Source organism: Achromobacter sp. D10 (assembly GCF_035282245.1).
In the GTDB taxonomy this organism is placed as follows: Bacteria; Pseudomonadota; Gammaproteobacteria; order Burkholderiales; family Burkholderiaceae_B; genus Achromobacter; species Achromobacter insolitus.
The window spans coordinates 1-19,719 of record NZ_JAYJLE010000001.1 but is presented as its reverse complement, the minus strand read 5'-3'; the positions used below and the strand labels follow the sequence as shown (position 1 = coordinate 19,719).

At 67.2% G+C, this 19,719-nt stretch carries 22 protein-coding genes; 17 read left to right on the top strand and 5 right to left on the bottom strand.

The window, feature by feature from the left end:
* Window positions 1-3: 3 nt before the first annotated feature.
* The 4 genes from VCS63_RS00110 to VCS63_RS00095 are packed head-to-tail and all read left to right on the top strand — an operon-like array spanning window position 4 to window position 3,305.
* Entirely contained in the window at window positions 4-1,353 is a 1,350-nt protein-coding gene (locus tag VCS63_RS00110) for an aromatic ring-hydroxylating dioxygenase subunit alpha (protein WP_042796278.1), read from the top strand.
* Window positions 1,344-1,877 carry an aromatic-ring-hydroxylating dioxygenase subunit beta gene (locus VCS63_RS00105; protein ID WP_323877958.1) on the top strand — a complete coding sequence of 178 codons (534 nt, stop codon included), beginning with the start codon at window positions 1,344-1,346 and terminating at the stop codon, window positions 1,875-1,877. Before VCS63_RS00110 ends, VCS63_RS00105 begins: the two co-directional genes overlap by 10 nt.
* Window positions 1,874-2,485: a cysteine hydrolase family protein gene (locus tag VCS63_RS00100; RefSeq protein WP_042796280.1), complete on the top strand. Its 612-nt coding sequence runs from the start codon at window positions 1,874-1,876 to the stop codon at window positions 2,483-2,485. Before VCS63_RS00105 ends, VCS63_RS00100 begins: the two co-directional genes overlap by 4 nt.
* A gap of 13 nt (window positions 2,486-2,498) precedes the next feature.
* Complete coding sequence (locus tag VCS63_RS00095) at window positions 2,499-3,305, top strand: SDR family oxidoreductase (RefSeq protein WP_063961946.1); 807 nt, start codon at window positions 2,499-2,501, stop codon at window positions 3,303-3,305.
* Window positions 3,306-3,323: 18 nt separating this feature from the next.
* Here the strand turns inward: VCS63_RS00095 and VCS63_RS00090 are convergent, their stop codons facing one another.
* Window positions 3,324-5,081: a FapA family protein gene (locus tag VCS63_RS00090; RefSeq protein WP_323877955.1), complete on the bottom strand. Its 1,758-nt coding sequence runs from the start codon at window positions 5,079-5,081 to the stop codon at window positions 3,324-3,326.
* Window positions 5,082-5,349: 268 nt separating this feature from the next.
* Here VCS63_RS00090 and VCS63_RS00085 point away from each other — a divergent pair, with 268 nt between their 5' ends.
* On the top strand, window positions 5,350-6,102 hold the full coding sequence (locus VCS63_RS00085; RefSeq protein ID WP_175201927.1) for a lytic transglycosylase domain-containing protein: 753 nt from the start codon (window positions 5,350-5,352) through the stop codon (window positions 6,100-6,102).
* Window positions 6,103-6,136: 34 nt separating this feature from the next.
* Here the strand turns inward: VCS63_RS00085 and hemL are convergent, their stop codons facing one another.
* From hemL to VCS63_RS00070, 3 genes are read right to left on the bottom strand one after another with little or no spacing between them, the layout of a single operon-like run.
* On the bottom strand, window positions 6,137-7,414 hold the full coding sequence (gene hemL, locus VCS63_RS00080) for a glutamate-1-semialdehyde 2,1-aminomutase (protein WP_042796282.1): 1,278 nt from the start codon (window positions 7,412-7,414) through the stop codon (window positions 6,137-6,139).
* A 5-nt stretch (window positions 7,415-7,419) separates the two neighbouring features.
* Window positions 7,420-8,085 (bottom strand): thiamine phosphate synthase, encoded by a 666-nt coding sequence (thiE, locus tag VCS63_RS00075; protein WP_323877952.1) that lies wholly within the window; start codon window positions 8,083-8,085, stop codon window positions 7,420-7,422.
* Window positions 8,082-8,891: a bifunctional hydroxymethylpyrimidine kinase/phosphomethylpyrimidine kinase gene (locus VCS63_RS00070; protein ID WP_416379176.1), complete on the bottom strand. Its 810-nt coding sequence runs from the start codon at window positions 8,889-8,891 to the stop codon at window positions 8,082-8,084. Before VCS63_RS00070 ends, thiE begins: the two co-directional genes overlap by 4 nt.
* Before the next feature lie 156 nt (window positions 8,892-9,047).
* Here VCS63_RS00070 and VCS63_RS00065 point away from each other — a divergent pair, with 156 nt between their 5' ends.
* The 6 genes from VCS63_RS00065 to VCS63_RS00040 all read left to right on the top strand — a co-directional run bounded on the left by VCS63_RS00065 (window position 9,048) and on the right by VCS63_RS00040 (window position 13,308).
* Window positions 9,048-9,212 carry a rubredoxin gene (locus tag VCS63_RS00065; RefSeq protein ID WP_003814980.1) on the top strand — a complete coding sequence of 55 codons (165 nt, stop codon included), beginning with the start codon at window positions 9,048-9,050 and terminating at the stop codon, window positions 9,210-9,212.
* Window positions 9,213-9,364: 152 nt separating this feature from the next.
* Complete coding sequence (locus tag VCS63_RS00060; protein WP_063961949.1) at window positions 9,365-9,952, top strand: YqgE/AlgH family protein; 588 nt, start codon at window positions 9,365-9,367, stop codon at window positions 9,950-9,952.
* Window positions 9,945-10,346 (top strand): Holliday junction resolvase RuvX, encoded by a 402-nt coding sequence (gene ruvX / locus VCS63_RS00055; RefSeq protein WP_042797533.1) that lies wholly within the window; start codon window positions 9,945-9,947, stop codon window positions 10,344-10,346. The genes VCS63_RS00060 and ruvX overlap by 8 nt, the downstream gene beginning before the upstream one ends.
* Before the next feature lie 21 nt (window positions 10,347-10,367).
* On the top strand, window positions 10,368-11,285 hold the full coding sequence (locus tag VCS63_RS00050) for an aspartate carbamoyltransferase (protein WP_323877849.1): 918 nt from the start codon (window positions 10,368-10,370) through the stop codon (window positions 11,283-11,285).
* The gene (locus tag VCS63_RS00045; protein ID WP_323877847.1) at window positions 11,282-12,571 is read left to right on the top strand and encodes a dihydroorotase; all 1,290 of its coding nucleotides are present in this window, start codon (window positions 11,282-11,284) and stop codon (window positions 12,569-12,571) included. Before VCS63_RS00050 ends, VCS63_RS00045 begins: the two co-directional genes overlap by 4 nt.
* Entirely contained in the window at window positions 12,568-13,308 is a 741-nt protein-coding gene (locus VCS63_RS00040; protein ID WP_042796288.1) for a lysophospholipid acyltransferase family protein, read from the top strand. The genes VCS63_RS00045 and VCS63_RS00040 overlap by 4 nt, the downstream gene beginning before the upstream one ends.
* 28 nt (window positions 13,309-13,336) lie before the next feature.
* Here VCS63_RS00040 and VCS63_RS00035 read toward each other — a convergent pair whose 3' ends face one another.
* Window positions 13,337-14,230 carry a LysR family transcriptional regulator gene (locus VCS63_RS00035; protein ID WP_042796289.1) on the bottom strand — a complete coding sequence of 298 codons (894 nt, stop codon included), beginning with the start codon at window positions 14,228-14,230 and terminating at the stop codon, window positions 13,337-13,339.
* Window positions 14,231-14,399: 169 nt separating this feature from the next.
* Between VCS63_RS00035 and VCS63_RS00030 the strand changes: the two genes are divergently transcribed.
* The 6 genes from VCS63_RS00030 to VCS63_RS00005 all read left to right on the top strand — a co-directional run bounded on the left by VCS63_RS00030 (window position 14,400) and on the right by VCS63_RS00005 (window position 19,379).
* Window positions 14,400-15,074: an RraA family protein gene (locus VCS63_RS00030; RefSeq protein WP_042796290.1), complete on the top strand. Its 675-nt coding sequence runs from the start codon at window positions 14,400-14,402 to the stop codon at window positions 15,072-15,074.
* Window positions 15,071-16,288: an aminotransferase class I/II-fold pyridoxal phosphate-dependent enzyme gene (locus VCS63_RS00025; protein ID WP_112966670.1), complete on the top strand. Its 1,218-nt coding sequence runs from the start codon at window positions 15,071-15,073 to the stop codon at window positions 16,286-16,288. The genes VCS63_RS00030 and VCS63_RS00025 overlap by 4 nt, the downstream gene beginning before the upstream one ends.
* A 92-nt stretch (window positions 16,289-16,380) precedes the next feature.
* Window positions 16,381-17,208: an ABC transporter substrate-binding protein gene (locus VCS63_RS00020; RefSeq protein ID WP_063961954.1), complete on the top strand. Its 828-nt coding sequence runs from the start codon at window positions 16,381-16,383 to the stop codon at window positions 17,206-17,208.
* Window positions 17,209-17,236: 28 nt separating this feature from the next.
* The gene (locus VCS63_RS00015; RefSeq protein ID WP_063641302.1) at window positions 17,237-17,938 is read left to right on the top strand and encodes an amino acid ABC transporter permease; all 702 of its coding nucleotides are present in this window, start codon (window positions 17,237-17,239) and stop codon (window positions 17,936-17,938) included.
* A 2-nt stretch (window positions 17,939-17,940) separates the two neighbouring features.
* Window positions 17,941-18,657 (top strand): amino acid ABC transporter permease, encoded by a 717-nt coding sequence (locus tag VCS63_RS00010; RefSeq protein ID WP_042796294.1) that lies wholly within the window; start codon window positions 17,941-17,943, stop codon window positions 18,655-18,657.
* Window positions 18,654-19,379, top strand: a complete 726-nt coding sequence (locus VCS63_RS00005; protein ID WP_042796295.1) for an amino acid ABC transporter ATP-binding protein — start codon at window positions 18,654-18,656, stop codon at window positions 19,377-19,379. Before VCS63_RS00010 ends, VCS63_RS00005 begins: the two co-directional genes overlap by 4 nt.
* Window positions 19,380-19,719 lie beyond the last annotated feature (340 nt).

The window sequence follows — 19,719 nt, the reverse complement described above, 5'->3', positions numbered from 1 at the left end:
GACATGTCATATACCGAAGAGCAATTGGCCGCGATGGTGCGCGGCGACAGCGTGCACCGTGGCGTCTATACCGATCCCGCGATCTTCGATCTGGAGATGCAGCGGATCTACGGGCGTGCCTGGATCTACGTGGGACATGAGAGCCAGGTGCCCAGGACGGGCGACTATCACACCACGCGCCTGGGCGACCAGGATGTGCTGATGGTGCGCGCGACGGACGGGCGCGTGCACGTGCTGTATAACCGTTGCCCGCACAAGGGCGCCAAGGTGGTAGCCGACGGCGAGGGCTGTGTCGGCAAGTTCTTCCGTTGCCCGTACCATGCCTGGACCTTCAAGCTGGACGGCAGCCATCTGGGCGTGCCGTTGAAGCAGGGCCTGGAAGGCACGTCCTACGACCCCACGGATCCGACGTTCTCGATGCGCCGGGTGGCCCGGGTGGAAAGCTACCGGGGCTTTGTGTTCGCCAGCCAGGCCAAGGACGGCCCGGCGCTGGAGGATTTCCTAGGCGGGGTGCGTTCGTCCATCGACAATCTCTGCGACCGTTCGCCGGTGGGCGAGGTCGAAGTCGCGGGCGGCATCTTCCGCGTCATGCAGCGTTCGAACTGGAAGGTGTTCTACGAGAACCTGCACGACACCATGCATGCCCGCGTTACGCACGAATCGTCCTACGCGGCGGCGCGCGACGAGGCCAAGGAAATCGGCGAGATGCCGCTGGAACTGCACATCATGGACGGCAACGGCGAACCCTACGAATTCTGGGAAAAGCTGGAGCTGCGCGCCTACCCCAACGGCCATGGCTACATGGAAGGCATCTTCAACCCAGGCGCGGCCGAGCGCGACCCGGTGTCGCGCGCCCACTTCGAAACGCTGACCGCCGCCTATGGCGAGACCCGCGCCCGCGAAATCCTGGGCATGAACCGGCACAACACCGTTATCTACGGCAGCGGTTCGCCCCACACCGTGTTCCAGCAGTTCCGCGTGATCCGCCCCATTGCCGTGGACCGCACCATGATCGAGATCCAGACTTTCCGCTGCAAGGGCGCGCCGGAAGGCGTGTTCAAGCGCGCCATGCTGTACGCCAACGTCATCAATTCGCCCTCGTCCAACGTCATGCCGGACGACATCGAACTCTACAACCGCTGCCAGGAAGGCAATGCCACCCGCGGCGGCGACTGGGTCAGCATGCACCGCTACCACGGCAGCGACCGCAGCGATGAGCAAGGCCTGGTGTCGGTCAACGGCACCAGCGAACTGCCCATGCGCAACCAGTTCAACGCCTGGAAGACCTATATGGAAGCAGGCCCCGCCGCCACGGCTGCGGCCGCCACCTCCGGAGACCGCTCATGCTGCTAGATCTTGATTTCGACGTGAGCACCGCGGACCTGTCGCCGGCCGAGGTGCCGGCGGACGCCTACCATCGCATCTCGCAGTTCCTGTACCGCGAGGCGCGCCTGCTCGACGAGCGCCGCTATGCGGATTGGCAGGCGCTGTGGACGGTTGACGGCATGTATTGGATGCCACGGGTGCAGGGCCAGGAAAGCCCCTACGACCACATCTCGCTGTTCTGGGAGGACCGCATGCTGCGCGACGTGCGTATCCGCCGTCTGGAACATCCGCGCAACTGGTCGCAGCAACCGCCCACGCGCAGCGCGCGGCTGGTGGGTGCCGTGGAAATCGAGGGCGTGGATGCCGCCGGCAACCTGGTGGTGCACTCCACGTTCCAGATGACGGAATGGCGTAAGCGCCAGCCGCGACAGCTGGCCGGCCGCTATACCCACAAGCTCGCCGCCGACGGCGATAGCTGGCGCATCCGCATGAAGCGCGTGGACCTGGTCAATTGCGACGACGTGCACGACGTGTTCGAGGTGTTCGTGTGACCGCTACCGACGCCGCGGTGCTGGCGCTGCACTTCCAGAACGACGTACTGCATCCCGAGGGCAAGATCCGGGTCGGCCTGGACGGGGACAGTGGCGCGCGCCAGCGCCTCCTGGACAACGCGGCGGCTTTGTTGGCGGGCGCGCGGGCCCATGGCTTGCCCATCGTGCACGTGCGCATCGCGTTCCGGCCGGATTATGCCGACCTCATGGCTAACTGTCCCATCTTCCGCAACGTGGCCGCGATAGGCGCGGTGGCGGAAGGGCAGTGGGGCAGCGCTTTCTACGAAGGGCTGCAGCCTTTGGCGGGTAGCGCGCGCGAATTCGTGGTGAAGCACACCCGCATCAGCGCGTTCTACGGCACGCCGCTGGAAGAAACGTTGCGGCTCCTGGGCGCGCGCCGGCTGGTGGTGGCGGGAGTGGCGACCCATTCTGTAGTGGAAGGCACGGTGCGCCACGCCGCCGACATCGGCTTCGAGGTCATGGTGGCGCAGGACGCCTGCGCCTCCGCCGATCCCGCGGTGCATGACGCGTCGCTGGCCAGCATGCGTCTGATTGCGCAAACCGGGCCGGTGGAGGAAGCTGTGCGCTGGGCCGCCGCGCCGCATTGATCAAGGACCAAACATGGATTTCACAGGCTTTCCCGGGTTGAGCGGCAAGACCGCCATCGTCACCGGCAGCACCCAGGGGCTGGGCGCGGACATCGCGCGCGGACTGGCCGCGGCCGGCGCCAACGTGGTGCTGGTCGGACGCAACGCCGAGGCCGGTCGCGCGCTGGAACGGGAGCTGGACGGCCGGGCGCTGTACTGCGAAACCGATATCGGGCAGGACAGCCAGATACAGCGGTGCATCGATGCCGCCGTGGCGCGCTTCGGGCGGCTGGACATTCTGGTCAATAACGCGTGCCAGTATGCGGACCGGGGGCTCGCTTCCTCGCGCGAGGAGTGGCACAGCACGCTGGACACCAACCTGGTGTCGGCCGCGATCTTCACGCAGTTGGCCGCGCCGCTCCTGCCGCGCGGCGGCGTGGTGGTGAACATGGGCAGCACGGGCGGCAAGTTCGGCGCTGCGGGACGGGCGCTGTATCCGGCGTCCAAGGCGGCGCTGTTGCAGATCACCAAGAATTTCGCGGTGGAACTGGCGCCCGCCGGTGTGCGCGTGCTGGCGGTGTCGCCGGCCTGGACCTGGTCGCCGTCGGTGGAGCAGTTGTCGGGCGGTTCGCGTCCGGCGGCGGATGCGGTGGGCGCGCATTTCCATCCGCTGGGGCGGGTCGGCTCGGGCGAAGAGATCGCCGCGGCGGTGTGCTTTGCCTGTTCCGACGCGGCGTCGTGGATGACGGGCGTGGACATCCCCGTGGACGGCGGCTTTTCCATCCTCGGGCCGGACCGCGGCATCTCGCCGCGCGCCTGGTTCAAAGAGCTGGCGCCTTGAAGGCGCCAGCACGCGGCCTTAGCGTATGACGATCTGGCCGTCTTCCACGGCGGCCTTGCCACCGATCTGGTCTTCCAGGAATTCCTGCACCTTGTTGCCCACTTGAATGGTCACGCCGCTGCAGAAGCGGCGCGTGGCCTGGATGGTGGCGCTGGCCAGGGGCTGCAGGTCGTGCACCAGCTGGGCTTCCTCGGCGTCCAGCTGCAGCAGATCGTGGCTGAGCTTGACGTGGGTGTTGCGGGCGCGCTCGGCGACGTCGCCGGGGGCGCGTTGCGGATTGGCCCGCAGGAACATCAGCAGCTGTTCCAGCTTCGCCTTTTCTTCGTTCATTTTCTGGCGCTTGCGTGCCAGCGCCGAACGCTTGATGTCGGCATGCGGATCCAGGCCGGCCTGGACCAGTGTCGGGATGCCCGCGGGCGAGCCGATGGTGCCGGCGCGCACTGCCTGCATGGCGCGGATCTGGCCGCCGGTGATGGCGCTTTGCTGCGTGTTGGGAGGGCCGACGTTGACGCTGCCGCCCGCCGCGATGTTGCTCTGGCGGACCTCGCGTTCCACGTCCACGTCGCGGCCGGCGCTGATGACGGCGTTTTCAATGAACTTGGCGCGCAGCGCGCCGCCACAGACGATGCGGGCGGTGCGTGCCGCCGCCGCGGCGTCCTGCAGGGCTTCGGCCAGGCCGATGATGCCGCCCTTGACGGTCACATTGCCGCCGGCCTCGACCAGCGCGGCCTCGACGGTGCCGTTGACGACCACATCGCCCGTTACGTGGACTTCCATGGTGGCGGCGACGTCGCCGCGCACCAGCAGCGAACCCTCGAAATGAATATTGCCGGTGGTCAGGTTGACTGCGTCGACCTCCACCATGGGATTCACCTGGACGCCGTGGCTGACCAGCGTAGGCGTGCCGGCGATGGTGGCGCGCAGCAGCAGCGGGTCTTCCGGGTCCACCTCGGCGCCGGACAGATCGTTGGCGAACGGAGTGTTGGGCAGTTCCTCGGGCAGGACCGGTTCGCCCAGCACGTTGGTGCCATCTACACCGGGCAGGGGCGGAGTGCGCCGCATCAGCGGCGTGCCGGGCGATACCAGCAGCAGGCTGCCCAGGTCGCGGTAGTCCACCTGGGCCAGTTCGTCGATTTCTTCGCCGCGCGGCTTAAGGCGGTCGAGCAGGCTTTCGAAGCGCGTGGGCGTGCCTCGGGTGGGGGGCGTGCCGCGGGCGATCTGCACGGTGTCGCGGCGGCCCTGCTCGACGGCGTCGGTCAGTTCCTGTTCCAGGATGCCGTGGACGATGCCGCGTTCGGCCAGCGCCGCGCGCACGGCCTCCAGGGCCACGGGCTGGCCACCCTTGGGCGCGTGGAGGGTCAGCAGGGCGGACATGCGCTCGGCGTCCAGTTCCAGCTCGAACGAACCGTCGATGACCTGGCCGACCGGGGCTTGCACGGTCTCGGTGGCACTGCGGCACAAGTCGATGAAACCCAGGACGGCCTGGCTGTCGAGCGCTTCGGCGTTCCAGCCCTGGGCGGCGGCGGCCGCGGCCAGCATGTCCCAGGTAGGCAGGTCGATATTGACGCGGGGGCGCGGTTCGGCCTCTTCATCGGCGATAGCGACACTGGCGTCGGCATCGAGGGCGGCATCGTCGTCCGCCGCGGCCAGCGGGGACGGCGCGGCGGTCCCGATGGCGCCATCCGCCGGATCGGGATGCGCCGGTGGCGTGTAGACCGCCGTCAGGACGTTGGTCGAGGCATCCAGCATCAGCCGGAGCGTGTTTTCTGCGTCCATCTCACCGTCTCCAGCCTGGCGTCAGCCGCCAGGTTCAATCATTTCGTAATTATAGGAAATATTAAGTCATATTCTAGCCCAGCCATCGCAGGCTACTGGAAAGTAGGTGCACAGATTCCGCCGATTGCCCTAGTTCCTGCCCCGTTTTTCCCTGGGATGGCGACCGGCCGGCCAGAACTAGGACGTCGGTACTAGCGACAAAACGGCAGCGTGGCAGCAGCATAGGAACTCGACCACGCGTCCACGGACGCCGCCGGAGCCCTGTCCCATGCACTGCCATCCCCGTTCCGTCCTGCCGGCCTTGCGCGCCCTCCTGGCGCGCGCCGGGGGCATGGCGGCCTTGGCAGCCATCGTGACGGGTGTGCTGGCGCTGGCACCCGCCAGTCCCGCCCAGGCGGCCGACATCTATCGCTACAAGGATCCGTTCGGCGTCTGGCGATCCATGAAGGTGCCTACGGGCTACGCCAAGTATTACAAGCGGGCGCAAGCCCGGACGGCCTGGCGAGGCAGCGGCATGAAGGTCTGCCTGGAGTGCGAGCCCAAGTCGGGCGACGGGGCGCGCCTGGTGTCGCTGGCGCCCGCCTCGCGCGCCCAGCGTTGGGGTGAACTCAAGGTACCCGCCGCACATGACGGACTGATTGCGCGGGCGGCGCGCGAGTCGGGCGTGGACCAGGCGTTGCTGACCGCGGTGATCGCGATTGAATCGGGGTTCCGCAGCGATGCGCGCTCGCCCAAGGGGGCGTTGGGACTGATGCAGCTGATGCCGGCGACGGCAGCGCCGTTGTTGTCAGTGGCGGACGTGGAGACCGCGCTGGTGGATCCGGCGACCAATGTGAACGCGGGGTCGCGCCATTTGCGCCGGCTGATAGACCAGTATCCGGGCAGGCTGGATCTGGCGCTGGCGGCGTACAACGCCGGCGAGGGAGCGGTGCGCAAGTACGACGCCGTGCCGCCCTATGCGGAAACCCAGGCGTACGTCCGGGACGTGACCGCCTTGTACGAGCACTACAAGGCGCCCTGAGGGGGAGCGGCCGCGGGCCGGCCCCCCAATGCCGTTACATCGACGCGAAGACCTTTTCGGCGATGTCCAGCGTGGACTTGATCACCGCGTCGTCATGCGTGGCCGAGACGAAACCGGCTTCGAAGGCGGACGGCGCAAAGTGCACGCCGTGGTCCAGCATGGCGTGGAAAAAGCGGTTGAACGCCGCAGTGTCGCAGGCCGAGACCTCGGCGAAAGAGGTCGGGACCTGATTGCTGAAGTAGATGCCGAACATGCCGCCGATCGAATCCGCCGAGAAGGCCAGCCCGGCCGCGCGGGCGCGTTCCTGCAAGCCCTGGGCCAGCTTGGCGGTCTGGGCCGCGAGCTTGTCGTAGAAGCCCGGCGCGGCGATCAGGCGCATCGTGGCCAGGCCCGCGGCCACGGCCACCGGGTTGCCCGACAGCGTGCCGGCCTGGTAGACGCCGCCCAGCGGGGCGATGTGCTTCATGATTTCGGCGCTGCCGCCAAAGGCGCCCACCGGCATGCCGCCGCCGATCACCTTGGCCAGCGTCGTGATGTCCGGCTTGACGCCGGTCAGTCCCTGCACGCCTTGCGGGCCCACGCGGAAACCGGTCATCACTTCGTCGAAGATCAGCAGCGCGCCGTGCTGCGTGCAGACTTCGCGCAGGCCTTCCAGGAAGCCCGCGGCCGGCTTGATCAGGTTCATGTTGCCGGCGACGGGCTCGACGATGATGCAGGCGATGTCGGCGCCATGCTGGGCGAAGGCCTGGCGCACGGCATCCAGGTTGTTGTATTCCAGGGTCAGCGTGTGGGAGACGAACTCCGGTGGCACGCCTGCCGAGCTGGGGTTGCCGAAGGTGAGCAGGCCCGAGCCGGCCTTGACCAGCAGGCTGTCCGAATGGCCGTGGTAGCAGCCTTCGAACTTCACGATCTTAGCGCGGCCCGTCGCGCCACGGGCCAGGCGGATGGCCGTCATGGTGGCTTCCGTGCCGGAACTGACCAGGCGCACCTGTTCCAGCGACGGCAGGCGCGAGATCAGCACTTCGGCCAGTTCGATTTCCGCTTCGGTGGGGGCGCCGAATGACAGGCCGTTGACGGCGGCTTCCTGCACGGCGCGCACCACTTCGGGATGCGAGTGGCCGAGGATGGCAGGGCCCCAGGAGCCGACGTAATCGATGTACTGCTTGTCTTCCGCGTCCCACACGTAGGGGCCCTGCGCGCGCTTGATGAAGCGCGGCGTGCCGCCCACGGAGCGGAAGGCGCGCACGGGCGAATTGACGCCGCCGGGGATGCTGCGGCAGGCGCGTTCGAAAAGCTGAGCGTTACTGGACATGGCGTTCAAGGCTTGCGGTTGGGGTTGACGGAGTAGGGCGCGGAGCAGGCGGCCGCGGCGGCCCGGATGCTGGGCGCCTCGAAAAGCCCGGTGATGACGGCAATGGCGTCGGCGCCGGCCGCCGCCACCAGCGGCGCGTTGTCGGGCGTGATGCCGCCGATGGCGACGACTGCGGGCCGCGGCGCGTCGCAGTTGTCGGTCAGGCGGCGGGCTTCAGTCAGCACCGACAGCGGCGCGCGCACGGTGTCGGGTTTGACGGTGGAGGCGAACATGGCGCCAAAGGCGATGTAGTCGGCGCCCGCAGCCAGCAGATCCTGCGCGCGACCCAGGTCGTCGTAGCTGGAGCCGCCAAGGATCAGGTCGGGACCGGCCTCGGCGCGGATGCGCGCCAGGCTTTCGTCTTCGCGGCCCACATGAGCGCCGTCGGCGCCCACGTCCAGCGCCAGGGGCCAGTCGTCATTGATCAGAAAGACCACGCCCAGCTCGCGACACAGCGGCGCAAGCGCGCGCGCCTGCGCGGCGCGCACGGCGTCGGGCACGTTCTTGCGGCGCAGCTGCAGCGAGCGCATGCCGCCCTCGGCGGCCTGGCGGACCGCCAGCAGCAGGCGGTCGGTATCGTCCCATTCGGGAGTGACGCCATAAAGGCCAGTGGGGAAGCGCAGCGCTTTCATTGGGGAGAAATCCGGTTGGGAATGCGCCGGCCCATGCCGGGCAGGAAGCTGGCGGCGACAGCGGAGTCGGCGTGGGCCAGCCCCTGGCGCACGGCTTCGGGCATCTCCAGCCCACGGGCCAGCATGGCCGCGATGGCGGTCGCTGCCACCCCGCCGGCGTCGCCGTTGCGGTCCGGAGGCGCCTGCCAGGGCAACGTAGCGGTCTGGCCGTTGGGGCCCAGGAGCATGTTCGCGTAGTGGCCGGGCCGCTGCGGGCTGCCCAGGACCAACACCCATTCCGCGCCTGCAGCCAGCAGGGCATGCATGGGCGTTGGTGCGTCCCCGATATCGATGTCACCATCGGCATGCCACTGGGCCAGGCGCAGGTGTTCGATAACCAGCAGGTCCGTCTGCGGCAGCACCAATTCCAGGGTGGCGGCCAGCAGGTCGTCGGCCTCGTCCTCGTCCGCGGCGTCGGCCGGCGGCTGGGCGCGTTGGCCCAGATGCAGCACCAGCGGCACCTGGCTGTAGTCGGCCGCGACCTGCGCCGCGACGCTGGCGGTTTCCGCGGTGTATAGTCCGCCCACCTTGATGGCCTGCACGGACATGTCTTCGAGCAGGCAACGCGCCTGGTCGTCCAGCAGGTCGGGTGTAACGGGATGGATTTCTTCGATGCCGGCGGTATCCCGCACGGTCAGCGCGGTCACGGCCGCCAGGCCATGGCAGCCCAGGCTGGCACAGGTGACGGCATCTGCCGGCAGGCCGTCGGAGCCCGAAGGGTCGAGCGGACCGAAGACCAAAACGAGAGGGGGAGTAACGGGGGCCACTTGGACAGCGCTAGAGTAGGGGGCGCCCGGATTCATTTGCGGTGAATCAGGGGAACCCCTATTGGGTTTCGGTAAGATTGTCCCCATTCTAATGGAAGCCCCCCGCCTTTGCCCTGACGCCGGGTCAAGGGCCTGGAATTGATGTAAGAGAGAACTATGCGTACTTGGATGTGTTTGATTTGCGGCTGGGTCTACGACGAAGAGGCCGGCCTGCCCGATGAAGGCATTGCCCCCGGCACCCGCTGGGAAGACGTGCCGCCGAACTGGGTCTGTCCTGAATGCGGCGCCCGCAAAGAGGACTTTGAACTGATGGAAATCTGAGGCGCTAGCGCCGACATAATCCGCCAAGGCTCGTAAGATGGGACTACGCCCCATCCTTCGCAACCGTGGGACGGACTGGCGCCAGGCATGATGCTTGCTGTGTACGCGCGGCCTCCCCACGGTTCTTTCAGATTACCCATGTAGGGGTTGCCATGACGGAAAAACACCACGAAGACGCCACGACGCAGGCAGCCAACTTTGCCAACCAGTTCCTGATCGCCATGCCGGGCATGGTGGAAGGCAGCCTGGCGGGCTCGGTCATTTATGTCTGCGAGCACACCGAACGCGGCGCGCTGGGCCTGGTCATCAACCGGCCCACCGACCTGACGCTGGGCACGCTGTTCGAGCGTATCGATCTGACGCTCGAGATCGGCCCGGTGAAGGACACCCTGGTTTTCTTTGGCGGTCCGGTGCAGACCGACCGCGGTTTCGTGCTGCACGCGCCCGCCGGCGACTATAGCTCCAGCATCAAGCTGGGCGACATGGCGCTGACCACCTCGCGCGACGTGCTGCAAGCCGTGGCCGATGGCAAGGGTCCAGCCCGCATGCTCGTTACGCTGGGCTACGCCGGCTGGGGCGCGGGTCAGCTCGAAAGCGAGATGGCCCAGAATGCCTGGCTCAGCGTGGGCGCGGACGACAGCATCATTTTCGATGTGCCGCCCGAAGATCGCTATCCGGCCGCGCTGAAGCTGCTGGGCATCGATCCGGTGATGTTGGCAGGCGATGCCGGCCATGCCTGAAGAAACCCTGCTCGCCTTCGATTTTGGCGAGAAGAAGATCGGCATCGCCATCGGCAATACGCTGACGCGCCAGGCGCGTCCGCTGGAAATCATCTTCAGTGAAATCCGCGAGGCGCGCTTCGGCCGCATTGCGGCGCTTTTGCAGGAGTGGCAGCCCCACCGCGTCGTGGTGGGGCTGGCGCTGGACGCCGACGGCGGAGAACAGCCGGCCACCGCGCGTTGCCGGCGCTTCGCCAATCAATTGCATGGCCGCTTCGGCCTGACCGTCGAACTGGTCGACGAACGCGGCTCCAGCATGGAAGCGCAGCGCCTGCTGGGCACGCATGCCGCGGACGACGCGATGGCGGCGGCTGTTATCCTGCAACGATACCTGGACACCCTGCCTGCGTCCTGACGCGCGCGGTCCGGACTGCCTATGCTCAATCCGCAACTCGATCACCGCGGCGAACTGATACACCTGCTGACTACGGAAGGCCTGCCTCGCCGGCATGTCGAACGGCTGCTGGACGCTGCGCGCGCTCATGCGACGGGCGCGGCGCCCGCCGCCTCGCCGTCCGCCGCACCCTTGTTCCTGTGCCTGCCCGATGATTCGGCGCAGGACCGTGACGCCTTTGCCGCCGCTGCCGGACGGCTGTCCCTGTCGCCGGTGGCGCTGGACTTGCAGGCCGGCGCGGCGCTGGCCGAAACCGTGGCCCGGCTGGCGCCAGGCCTGCTGGTGCTGCGGCATGGCGCCAGCGGCGCGGCGCATTGCGCGGCCGCGCATGCCGCCCCGGGCCTGCGCGTCCTTAACGCCGGCGACGGCAGCCATGCCGATCCTTTGCCGGCGTTGGCGCTGGTGCAGGCCATGATCGATGCGCGGCAGGATCTGACCAACCTGGCCGTGACGCTGGTGGGCGACATCCGCCACTCGCGCATGGCGCGTTCCGTCATCCATGCCATGACGACATTGGGCGTGCCCGAAGTCCGGGCCGCCGCGCCGCGCACGCTCTTGCCTGATGGCCTGCCGCAACTGGGCGTGCGCGCCTGCGCTTCGCTGCGGGAAGGTCTGCAGGATGCCGACGTCGTCGTCGTGCTGCCCTTGAAGGTGGAAGGGATCAGCGGCGCGTGGTTGCCCTCCGCCCGAGAGTACGCGCAGGCCTACGGCCTGACGCCGGCCGCGCTGGCGGCCGCCCGGTCCGATGCCTTGCTATTGCCCGCGGGCGTGCTGACGCCCGGCATCGAGACCGATGGCGACGTGTCGGCCAGCCTGACACCCATCGAGGCGCAACTGGCGGACCTTGAACAATATTTGCGTCTGGCCGCCCTGGAACTGCTGACCGGAGATGCGCCATGAGGTTGCACGTCGCCAACGGGCGGCTGATCGATCCGGCCAATGCACGGGATGGGCAGCACGATCTCTACATCGCGGACGGCCATGTGGTTGCGGTGGGGCGCGAGCCCGACGGCTTTCACGCGGACAGCCGGCTGGACGCCGCCGGATTGGCCGTGTTGCCTGGCCTGATCGACCTGTCGGCGCGGGTAACGCAGTCCGGCGCGGCATCATTCGCGCCATCCGAGCTGCGCGCGGCCCTGGCCGGCGGCGTGACCAGGCTGGTGTTGCCGCCGGACTCCGCTGCGCCGCTGGACGAGCCAGGCAAGGTCGAGGCGCTGATGCGCCAGGCCGAAGCGGGGCAATGCCGAATCCATCCGCTGGGCGCGATGACCGTGGCGCTGGCCGGAGAAACGCTGGCGGAAATGGGTTTGCTGGCCCAGGCTGGCTGCCTGGCATATGCGCAAGGCGAGCAAGGCATCGTCGATACGCGCGTGCTCTGGGGGGGCATGCGCTACGCCAGCGGCATGGGCCATGCGCTGTGGCTGCGGCCGCAAGATCCGTGGCTGGCGCGCGGCGCGGTCGCCGCCAGCGGCGCCTATGCCGAGCGCCTCGGCCTCGAAGGGCTGCCTGCGCAGGCGGAAACCGTGGCCCTGCACACCATTCTTGAACTGCAGCGCGCCACGGGCGCGCGCGTGCACCTGACTCGGCTGTCCACGGCCGCCGGACTGGAACTATTGCGCGCTGCCAAGCGCGAAGGCCTGCCTGTGAGCGCCGATGTCTCTGTCCACAATCTGCATCTGACGGACGTGGACATCGGCTTTTTCAACACGGACTTCCGCCTGAACCCGCCCTTGCGCGGCCAGCGCGACCGCGACGCGATCCTTGCGGCGCTCGCGGACGGCACGGTCGACGCGCTGTGTTCCGATCACACCCTGGTCGACGATGCGGGCAAAGCCGTGCCGTTTCCTATGGCCGCGCCCGGCGCGACGGGTCTGGAGCTGCTGCTGTCCCTGGCCCTGAAGTGGGCGCGCGACCATCGCAGGCCATTGGCCGAAGCGCTGGCGCGGGTCACCTGTGGTCCTGCCGCGGTATTGGACAAGATCGCGCCCCAAGCGGGCGCGGCCGGCCATCTGGGCCCGGGAGCGCCGGCCGACCTGTGCCTGGTCGACCTGGATGCCGAATGGCTGGTGGAGCCTGGCGCGCTGCAAAGCCGCAGCGGCCATACCCCGTTCGCGGGTATGATGCTGCCCGGCCGTGTACGCGCCACCGTGGTGGGTGGCAGCCTGGCCTGGGAGACTCCGGTTTGAAGCTGCTGCGCTTTGTCCTTAGGCTGTTCCTCGTGGTGCCCTGGATTCTCTTCGGCCTCGTGTGCGTGGGCCTGGTATATCCGCTGATCGGGCACAAGTCGCGAGCCTGGCTGAACCGCCGCTGGTCGCGTTGCCTGATGGCATTCTGTGGCCTGCGGGTCGTCCTCAAGGGCGAGCCGCGCCTGACCGGTCCGGTGCTGATGGTGGCCAATCATGTGTCCTGGATCGACATCTTCGTGCTGAATTCGGCGCGCGCCACTTCCTTCGTCGCCAAGAGCGAGATCCGCAGCTGGCCGATCATCGGCTGGCTGGTGGCTGGCGCCGGCACGCTCTTCATCGAACGCGGCCAACGCCACGCGGTGCACGCGATGGGCGAGTCCATGCAAGCCCGCTTCAAGCAAGGCGATGCGGTCGGGCTGTTCCCTGAAGGCACCACGAGTGAAGGCTTCGAGCTGCTGCCTTTTCATGCGAGCCTGTTCGAACCCGCGCGCGCCGCCGCCGTGGAGATCCAGCCGGTGGCATTGCGATTCCTGCAGCATGGCAAACGCAGCGGCTACGCGGCCTTTGTCGGAGAGGAGTCCTTGGTGGCAAATCTCTGGCGCGTGCTGGGAGTGACGGGGCTTGCCGTCGAAGTGGTGTTCCTGCCGCCGTTGCCGGCGCGGCATCCGGACGGAAGCTTGCCGACGCGACTGGAGCTTTCCCACCAGGCCCGAGACGCCATCCTGAGCGCGCTGTAGCGGCCCTGGGGGCGCGGCAGGCCCCCCTCTACTGCCATCCCCCCGAAAACTCACAACAACTCTCCGCCAGTTCCGCCACGCTCTGGCAAAACGCCACATCGGCATCCCGCCGGAACATCGCGCAATACACCGATTGCGGCGATGCCGTGGTGGTGCGGGCGATGACCAGCCGTTTCGCGCTGACCATGTCCGCGAAATAGTCCCGTGGCAGGCAACTGACTCCGAAGCCCGCCGCCGTCAGCCCCGCCATTGCGATCAGGCTGTTGATGGTGAAGATGTTGCTGGCCGGCGTATGGGGGCGCAGCCAGCCGTCGTAGATCATGTTGAGCCCCGACTCCCGGCTTTGCCGCAGCAGGGGCAGGGCGGCGATGTCTGCGGGTGTGTAGACGCGACTGGAATCGATCATGTCGGGGCTGCCCATCCATGCGAATTCCAGCCGCTGCAGGGGGACCGCCTGCAGGTTGGGTTCGGCGAATTCACCGTGCAGGAACGCCATGTCCAGCTGCCCCGCCTGCAGGCGTTTGAGCAGGTCCGCGCCCAGGTCGATATGCGGCTCCAACGTGATGCGAGGGTAGTGCGCGCGCAGCAGCCGGATCAGGGCGGGCAGCCAGGTCATGGCGGTGATCTCGGTAATCCCAAAGCGGAAGGTGCCGGTCAGCGTGTGCTGGCCTTTCAGCCGGACCAGCAGGCGGTCGCGATGGCCCAGCATTTCCTCGGCCAGCGCGTACACCTCATGTCCGCGAGCGGTCAGCTCGGCGCGGTGGCCGGAGCGGTCGAACAGCGCGATGTCGAAGTCCGCCTCCAGTTCCTGGATGCGCTTGGTGATCGCCGATTGGGTGGTGTGCAGCTTCTGGGCCGAGGCCGAAAACGTGCCCAGCCTGACCGTCCAATACAGGGCTTCGATCTGCTTGAAGGTCAGCACGCGGGATCGTCCTTGCCGGGGGTTTTCATTCCGAAATTTCCATTAAGGGCTAACCCTTATATTCCATAAAGAGATCAAGTTCGTGGAAATTTAATCCCTTTTTCGGAATCGGAAAAGCTCGCACCATGGCACCTGCCTCTACTACCGACTCAGGACTTTGCAGATCGTCATGGCCTCTATTCACACTGGCGCCCGGGTATTGCCGGCCTCTCCCGTCGCTTCCACGGCTGTCCTCCAGGCGCTGGCCGGCATCGTCACGCCGCATCTCAGCGACAATCTCGCGCGCCGCGAAGGCATATCGGGCCTGCGCCGCTACAACGGCGGCGGCAAGCTGGTTGGCACCGCACTGACCGTCAAGACGCGCCCGGGCGACAACCTGCTCATCTACAAAGCCATGATGCAGGTGCAGCCGGGCCACGTGCTGGTGGTGGATGCCGGGGGAGACCTGTCCAATGCCGTGCTGGGCGAAATCATGAAGCGCTATCTCCAGGTCCATGGCTGCGCGGGCGTGGTGGTGGATGGCGCCATCCGCGACGTGGCCGCCTTCGAGGCGGACAACTTCCCCTGCTATGCGCGTGGCCACATCCACCGCGGCCCCTACAAAGATGGCCCGGGCGAGGTCAACGTGCCGGTGTCCATTGGCGGGCAGGTCATCAATCCCGGCGACATCGTGGTGGGCGACGAGGACGGCCTGGTCAGCTTCCCGCCCGCCGAGGCCGAGGCGTTGATCGCGGCTGCACAGGCCCACGCGGCCAAGGAAGAACGCATCATGGCCGAAATCGCGGCCGGCGACAAAACGCAGAGCTGGATGCAGGCCGCCTTTGCCGCCAAGGGGTTGGCATGAGCCTGGCCGCAACCGAATTCCTGGCCGACCGCGCGCGCGCCATCAAGCCTTCGCCCAGCATGGCGGCGAAGAGCCGGGTCGACCAGTTGCGCGCCGAGGGTCGCGATATCGTCGACTTCACCGTGGGTGAACCGGACCTGCCCACGCCCGCCCATATTGTGCAGGCCGGCATCGACGCGCTCCATAGCGGTGACATCCGCTATACCGCTTCCACCGGCGCCAAGCCGCTGCTGGAGGCCGTGCGCGCCAAGTTCCAACGCGAAAACGGCCTGGACTACGCGCTGGACGAACTGATCGTGGGCGTGGGCGCCAAGCAGCTCATCTTCACTGCGTTGGCCGCCACCGTGCAGGCGGGCGACGAGGTCATCATCCCGGCGCCGTATTGGGTGTCGTACCCGGACATGGTGCTGGTCAATGACGGCACGCCCGTGGTGGTGGCGTGCCCCGAGTCCGACGGTTTCAAGCTCACGCCGCAGGCGCTGGAGCGGGCGATCACGCCGCGCACGAAATGGCTGCTGCTGAATACGCCCAGCAACCCCACCGGCGCCATGTACGACGCTGCTGAACTGCGGGCTCTGGGCGAGGTGCTGGAGCGCCATCCGCGGGTGTGGCTGATGACCGACGAAATCTATGAACACCTGGCCTATGGCGAGGCGCGGCACCAGTCGCCGGCGGCGGCCGTGCCTGCGCTGGCTGGCCGCACGCTCACCATCAACGGCGTGTCCAAGGCCTATGCCATGACCGGCTGGCGCCTGGGCTACGCGGGCGGACCCAAGGGCCTGATCAAGGCCATGGCGACGCTCATCTCGCAAAGCACCAGCTGTGTCAGTGCCATCAGCCAGTCGGCCGCGCGCATTGCGTTGACCGCCGACCAGGACTGCGTGCGCCAGGCTGCGGACGTATTCCATGCGCGCCGCGACCGCATCGTTGCGCTGCTGAACGATGTGGCCGGCGTGCGCTGCCCGCAACCGCAGGGAGCGTTCTACGTGTACCCGTCGGTGGCGGGCCTGCTGGGCAAACGCACCCCAACCGGGCGCGTGCTCGAGACCGACCTGGACGTGGTGATGTTCCTGCTGGATACGGCAGGCGTTGCGGTGCTGGACGGCTCGGCCTATGGTTTGTCGCCTTATCTGCGTTTGAGTTTCGCCACGTCGATGGAGAACATCGAGGAAGGCTGCCGGCGCATCCGCGAGGCTTGCGCCAGCCTGGTTTGATTCCACGGGCGGCTCCAGGGCCGCCCCGAGGCCCGCTGCGGCGTCGCAGCGTTCTTAGGCAGTACCCATACCTATATTCCAGGGGAAATACCATGAAGACATTGATCGCTTCCGTCGTCGCCGCGGCCGGCCTGGTCGCCACGCTGGCGCCTGCCGCCCATGCCGATACGCTCGCCGATATCAAGGCGCGCGGCAAATTCATCTGCGGCACCATGGGCACGGCCGAGCCCTTCAGTTTCCAGGATCCGAAGACCCGCGGCATCGTGGGCTACGAAGTCGATATGTGCCAGGCCATCGCCGACAGCCTCGGCGTGCCGCTGGAACTCAAGCTGATTGCCGTCGAGGCGCGCATTCCCGAGCTGATTGCCGGGCGCGTGGACGTGGTGGCGGCCAACCTGGGCTGGAGCCCCGAACGCGCGCAGCAGATCGATTACTCGCACCAGCATTTCGTGAGCCTGCAGAAAGTGCTGGCGCGCGAGTCCGACAAGGACCTGAAGGCGCCGGCCGACCTGGCGGGCAAGCGCGTCAGCGCCGTGCGCGGGTCGTCGTCGGAGCAGGGCGCGCGCAAGAACATCCCCAATGTCGAGCCTGTGACCTTCAAGGACCCCAGCGGCGCCTTCCTGGCGTTGCAGCAAGGCAAGGTCGGCGGCTTCGTGGCGTCCGAGCTGATGCTGGTCAAGCTGAAGCAGCAGGCCGCGGGCAGCGCGGTGCCGGTCAAGATCCTGGAGCCGGCGCTGTTTGTCGAACCCTGGGGCATGGGCGTGCGCAAGGGCGATACCGCCATGCTGGATCAGGTGAACAAGGTGATCGACGGAATGGAAGCTTCGGGCCAGGCCGCCAAGACGTTCGATAAGTGGTTCGGCGCGGGCACCCAGTTCAACATGAAGCGCGACTTCCGCATCGAAGCCATCAAGGGTTGATGCGCGGACCGCGCTGGAGCCTGCTTCGATGCATTACGTTTTCGACTTCAGCGCCATTTTCCAGGGCGAGTATCCGGCTTGGCTGCTCAGGGGGTTGATTACCACCCTGGCGCTGGCCGGGCTGGCCTGGATCCTGGCGTTCCTGGTGGGCAGCCTGCTGGCGGTGATCCGCCTGACAGGCTCGCCCGTGGCCAACGCGGTGATCGCGGTGTATGTCGCGTTCCATCGCAACGTGCCCATGCTGGTGCACATCCTGTTCTGGTACTTCGGCGTGCCGGCGTTGCTGCCGCAAGGCGTGGCGGATTGGCTCAACAGTCACGGCAGCGAGTTCATCCTGTCCTGCATCGCCATCGCGCTGGTGATGTCGGCCTACGTCTGCGAAGACCTGCGCAGCGCGGTGCGTGGCATCCCGCCGGGGCAGGTGGAGGCATCGCGCGCGCTGGGGCTGGGCTTCCTGCCCACCATGCGCAAGGTCGTGCTGCCGCAAGCCTTCCGCATCGCGATTCCGCCTTTGCTCAACCAGACCCTGCTGCTGCTGAAGAACACCAGCCTGGCCATGGCCATCGGCGTGACCGAGCTGACGGCAGCGGGCCGCGAAATCGAGAACTACACGTTCAAGACCTTCGAGGCCTATGCCGTGGTGACAGTCATCTATCTGCTGCTGTCGTTTCTGATCATGGGCGGGGGAGCGCTGTTGCAACGACGTTACCGTCCGCTGGGAGCGCGCTAATCATGTGGGACATACTCAAGGACAATTGGCTGCTGCTGCTCATCGGGCAGTATCCCCAAGGCCCCATCGGCGGCCTGGTGGCGACGCTGGGACTGGCCGCGGTCAGCCTGGCGCTGGCGCTTCCCTGCGGCGTGTTGCTGGCGCTGGGCCGGATCAGCCCCTATCGGGTGTTCTACTGGCCGGCCTCGGCAGTGGTCTACCTGGTGCGGGGTTTGCCGCTGCTGATGTTCATTTTCTGGGCGTACTTCTTCGTGCCGCTCATCATCGGCCGTCCGGTGGCGGGCACCACCACGATGATCGTCGCGCTGGTCTGCTACGAAAGCGCCTACCTGGCCGAGATCATTCGCGCGGGCATCCAGGCGCTTCCGCCGGGGCAGCAGGAAGCCAGCCGGGCGCTCGGCCTGTCATACCTGCAAACCATGCGGCGCGTGATCCTGCCGCAGGCGCTCTACAACATGCTGCCCAGCATGCTGAGCCAATTCGTCTCCACGGTGAAGGAAACCTCGTTGGCCTACGTCATCAGCGTGCAGGAACTGACCTATGCCGCCAACCAGATCAACAGCGTGCTGCTGACCAAGCCTTTCGAGGTCTTCGGGTTGCTGGCGCTGACCTATTTCATCCTGAATTTTGGCCTGAGCTCTCTCGTGCACCTGACCGAACGCCGCATCGGCAGGCGGCGCGCCGGGCTCATGCCTGCTCCCAAGGCGGTGCCGACATGATCCGATTTTCCGCAGTACAGAAGTGGTATGGCCAATACCAGGCGCTGGCCGACGTGACGGCGCAGGTCAAGCGTGGCGAGGTGGTGGTGGTTTGCGGGCCGTCGGGTTCGGGAAAGTCCACGCTGATCCGCACCGTGAACCGGCTGGAGCCGATCCAGAAGGGCGTGATCGAGGTGGATGGCCAGGATATCTACGGCCCCAAGGTGCATCTGGATTCCTTGCGCAGCCATATCGGTTTCGTGTTCCAGCAGTTCAACCTGTTCCCGCATCTGTCGGTGCTGGAAAACCTGATGCTGGCGCCGCTGCAGCTCAAGCGCGCCCGCCGTCCCGAAGCCCGCGAGCGGTCGCTGCAGCTGCTGGAGCGCGTCGGGCTGGCGCACAAGGCCGACGCCTATCCGGCGCAGCTGTCGGGCGGGCAGCAACAACGCGTGGCCATCGCGCGAGCGCTGGCAATGAATCCGCCCGTGATGCTGTTCGACGAGCCGACCAGCGCGCTGGACCCGGAGATGGTGGGCGAGGTGCTGCAGGTGATGAAGGGCCTGGCCAGGGACGGCATGACCATGGTGTGCGTGACGCACGAAATGGGGTTTGCCCGCGAGGTCGCCGATAGCGTGTGGTTCATGGACGCGGGGCGGATTGTGGAGACGGGGACGCCGGAGGAGTTCTTTACTCGGCCGGGGACGGAGCGGGCGAGGAAGTTCCTGGCTGAGATTCGACATTAAGGGGGATTGTGTTCGGGGCGGCTTTGAGTTCTTAAGGCGCCTGTCGCGTCGGGGCCCTGCGATGCGCGGGGCAACGATTGCGGTCCGGAGCCTTCGCTCCGGACTGCCCCGTCGTCATCCTCGTTGCCGCCTGCGGCGGCTGCCTACGGATTCCCTCGGGCTTATCGACGCCCCGCGCATCGCGAGTCCCCGACACGACAGGCTCGGCTGGTTGAAACTTCACGGGCGCTGGGGCGGGTGGTGTGCTTGGCGTTCTGGCCACCCGGATAGTGGGTGGGGCGTGTCTTGCGGGGCCCGCCCCAGGCCGGCCGCGCGGGCGGCCTTTTGGGGCTTACGCGGT

Coding starts and splice junctions, on each gene's coding strand:
- VCS63_RS00110 (WP_042796278.1), top strand. CDS start 4: ATGTCATATACCGAAGAGCAATTGGCCGCGATGGTGCGCGGCGACAGC.
- VCS63_RS00105 (WP_323877958.1), top strand. CDS start 1,344: ATGCTGCTAGATCTTGATTTCGACGTGAGCACCGCGGACCTGTCGCCG.
- VCS63_RS00095 (WP_063961946.1), top strand. CDS start 2,499: ATGGATTTCACAGGCTTTCCCGGGTTGAGCGGCAAGACCGCCATCGTC.
- VCS63_RS00090 (WP_323877955.1), bottom strand. CDS start 5,081: ATGGACGCAGAAAACACGCTCCGGCTGATGCTGGATGCCTCGACCAAC.
- VCS63_RS00085 (WP_175201927.1), top strand. CDS start 5,350: ATGCACTGCCATCCCCGTTCCGTCCTGCCGGCCTTGCGCGCCCTCCTG.
- hemL (WP_042796282.1), bottom strand. CDS start 7,414: ATGTCCAGTAACGCTCAGCTTTTCGAACGCGCCTGCCGCAGCATCCCC.
- thiE (WP_323877952.1), bottom strand. CDS start 8,085: ATGAAAGCGCTGCGCTTCCCCACTGGCCTTTATGGCGTCACTCCCGAA.
- VCS63_RS00065 (WP_003814980.1), top strand. CDS start 9,048: ATGCGTACTTGGATGTGTTTGATTTGCGGCTGGGTCTACGACGAAGAG.
- VCS63_RS00060 (WP_063961949.1), top strand. CDS start 9,365: ATGACGGAAAAACACCACGAAGACGCCACGACGCAGGCAGCCAACTTT.
- ruvX (WP_042797533.1), top strand. CDS start 9,945: ATGCCTGAAGAAACCCTGCTCGCCTTCGATTTTGGCGAGAAGAAGATC.
- VCS63_RS00050 (WP_323877849.1), top strand. CDS start 10,368: ATGCTCAATCCGCAACTCGATCACCGCGGCGAACTGATACACCTGCTG.
- VCS63_RS00045 (WP_323877847.1), top strand. CDS start 11,282: ATGAGGTTGCACGTCGCCAACGGGCGGCTGATCGATCCGGCCAATGCA.
- VCS63_RS00030 (WP_042796290.1), top strand. CDS start 14,400: ATGGCCTCTATTCACACTGGCGCCCGGGTATTGCCGGCCTCTCCCGTC.
- VCS63_RS00025 (WP_112966670.1), top strand. CDS start 15,071: ATGAGCCTGGCCGCAACCGAATTCCTGGCCGACCGCGCGCGCGCCATC.
- VCS63_RS00020 (WP_063961954.1), top strand. CDS start 16,381: ATGAAGACATTGATCGCTTCCGTCGTCGCCGCGGCCGGCCTGGTCGCC.
- VCS63_RS00015 (WP_063641302.1), top strand. CDS start 17,237: ATGCATTACGTTTTCGACTTCAGCGCCATTTTCCAGGGCGAGTATCCG.
- VCS63_RS00010 (WP_042796294.1), top strand. CDS start 17,941: ATGTGGGACATACTCAAGGACAATTGGCTGCTGCTGCTCATCGGGCAG.
- VCS63_RS00005 (WP_042796295.1), top strand. CDS start 18,654: ATGATCCGATTTTCCGCAGTACAGAAGTGGTATGGCCAATACCAGGCG.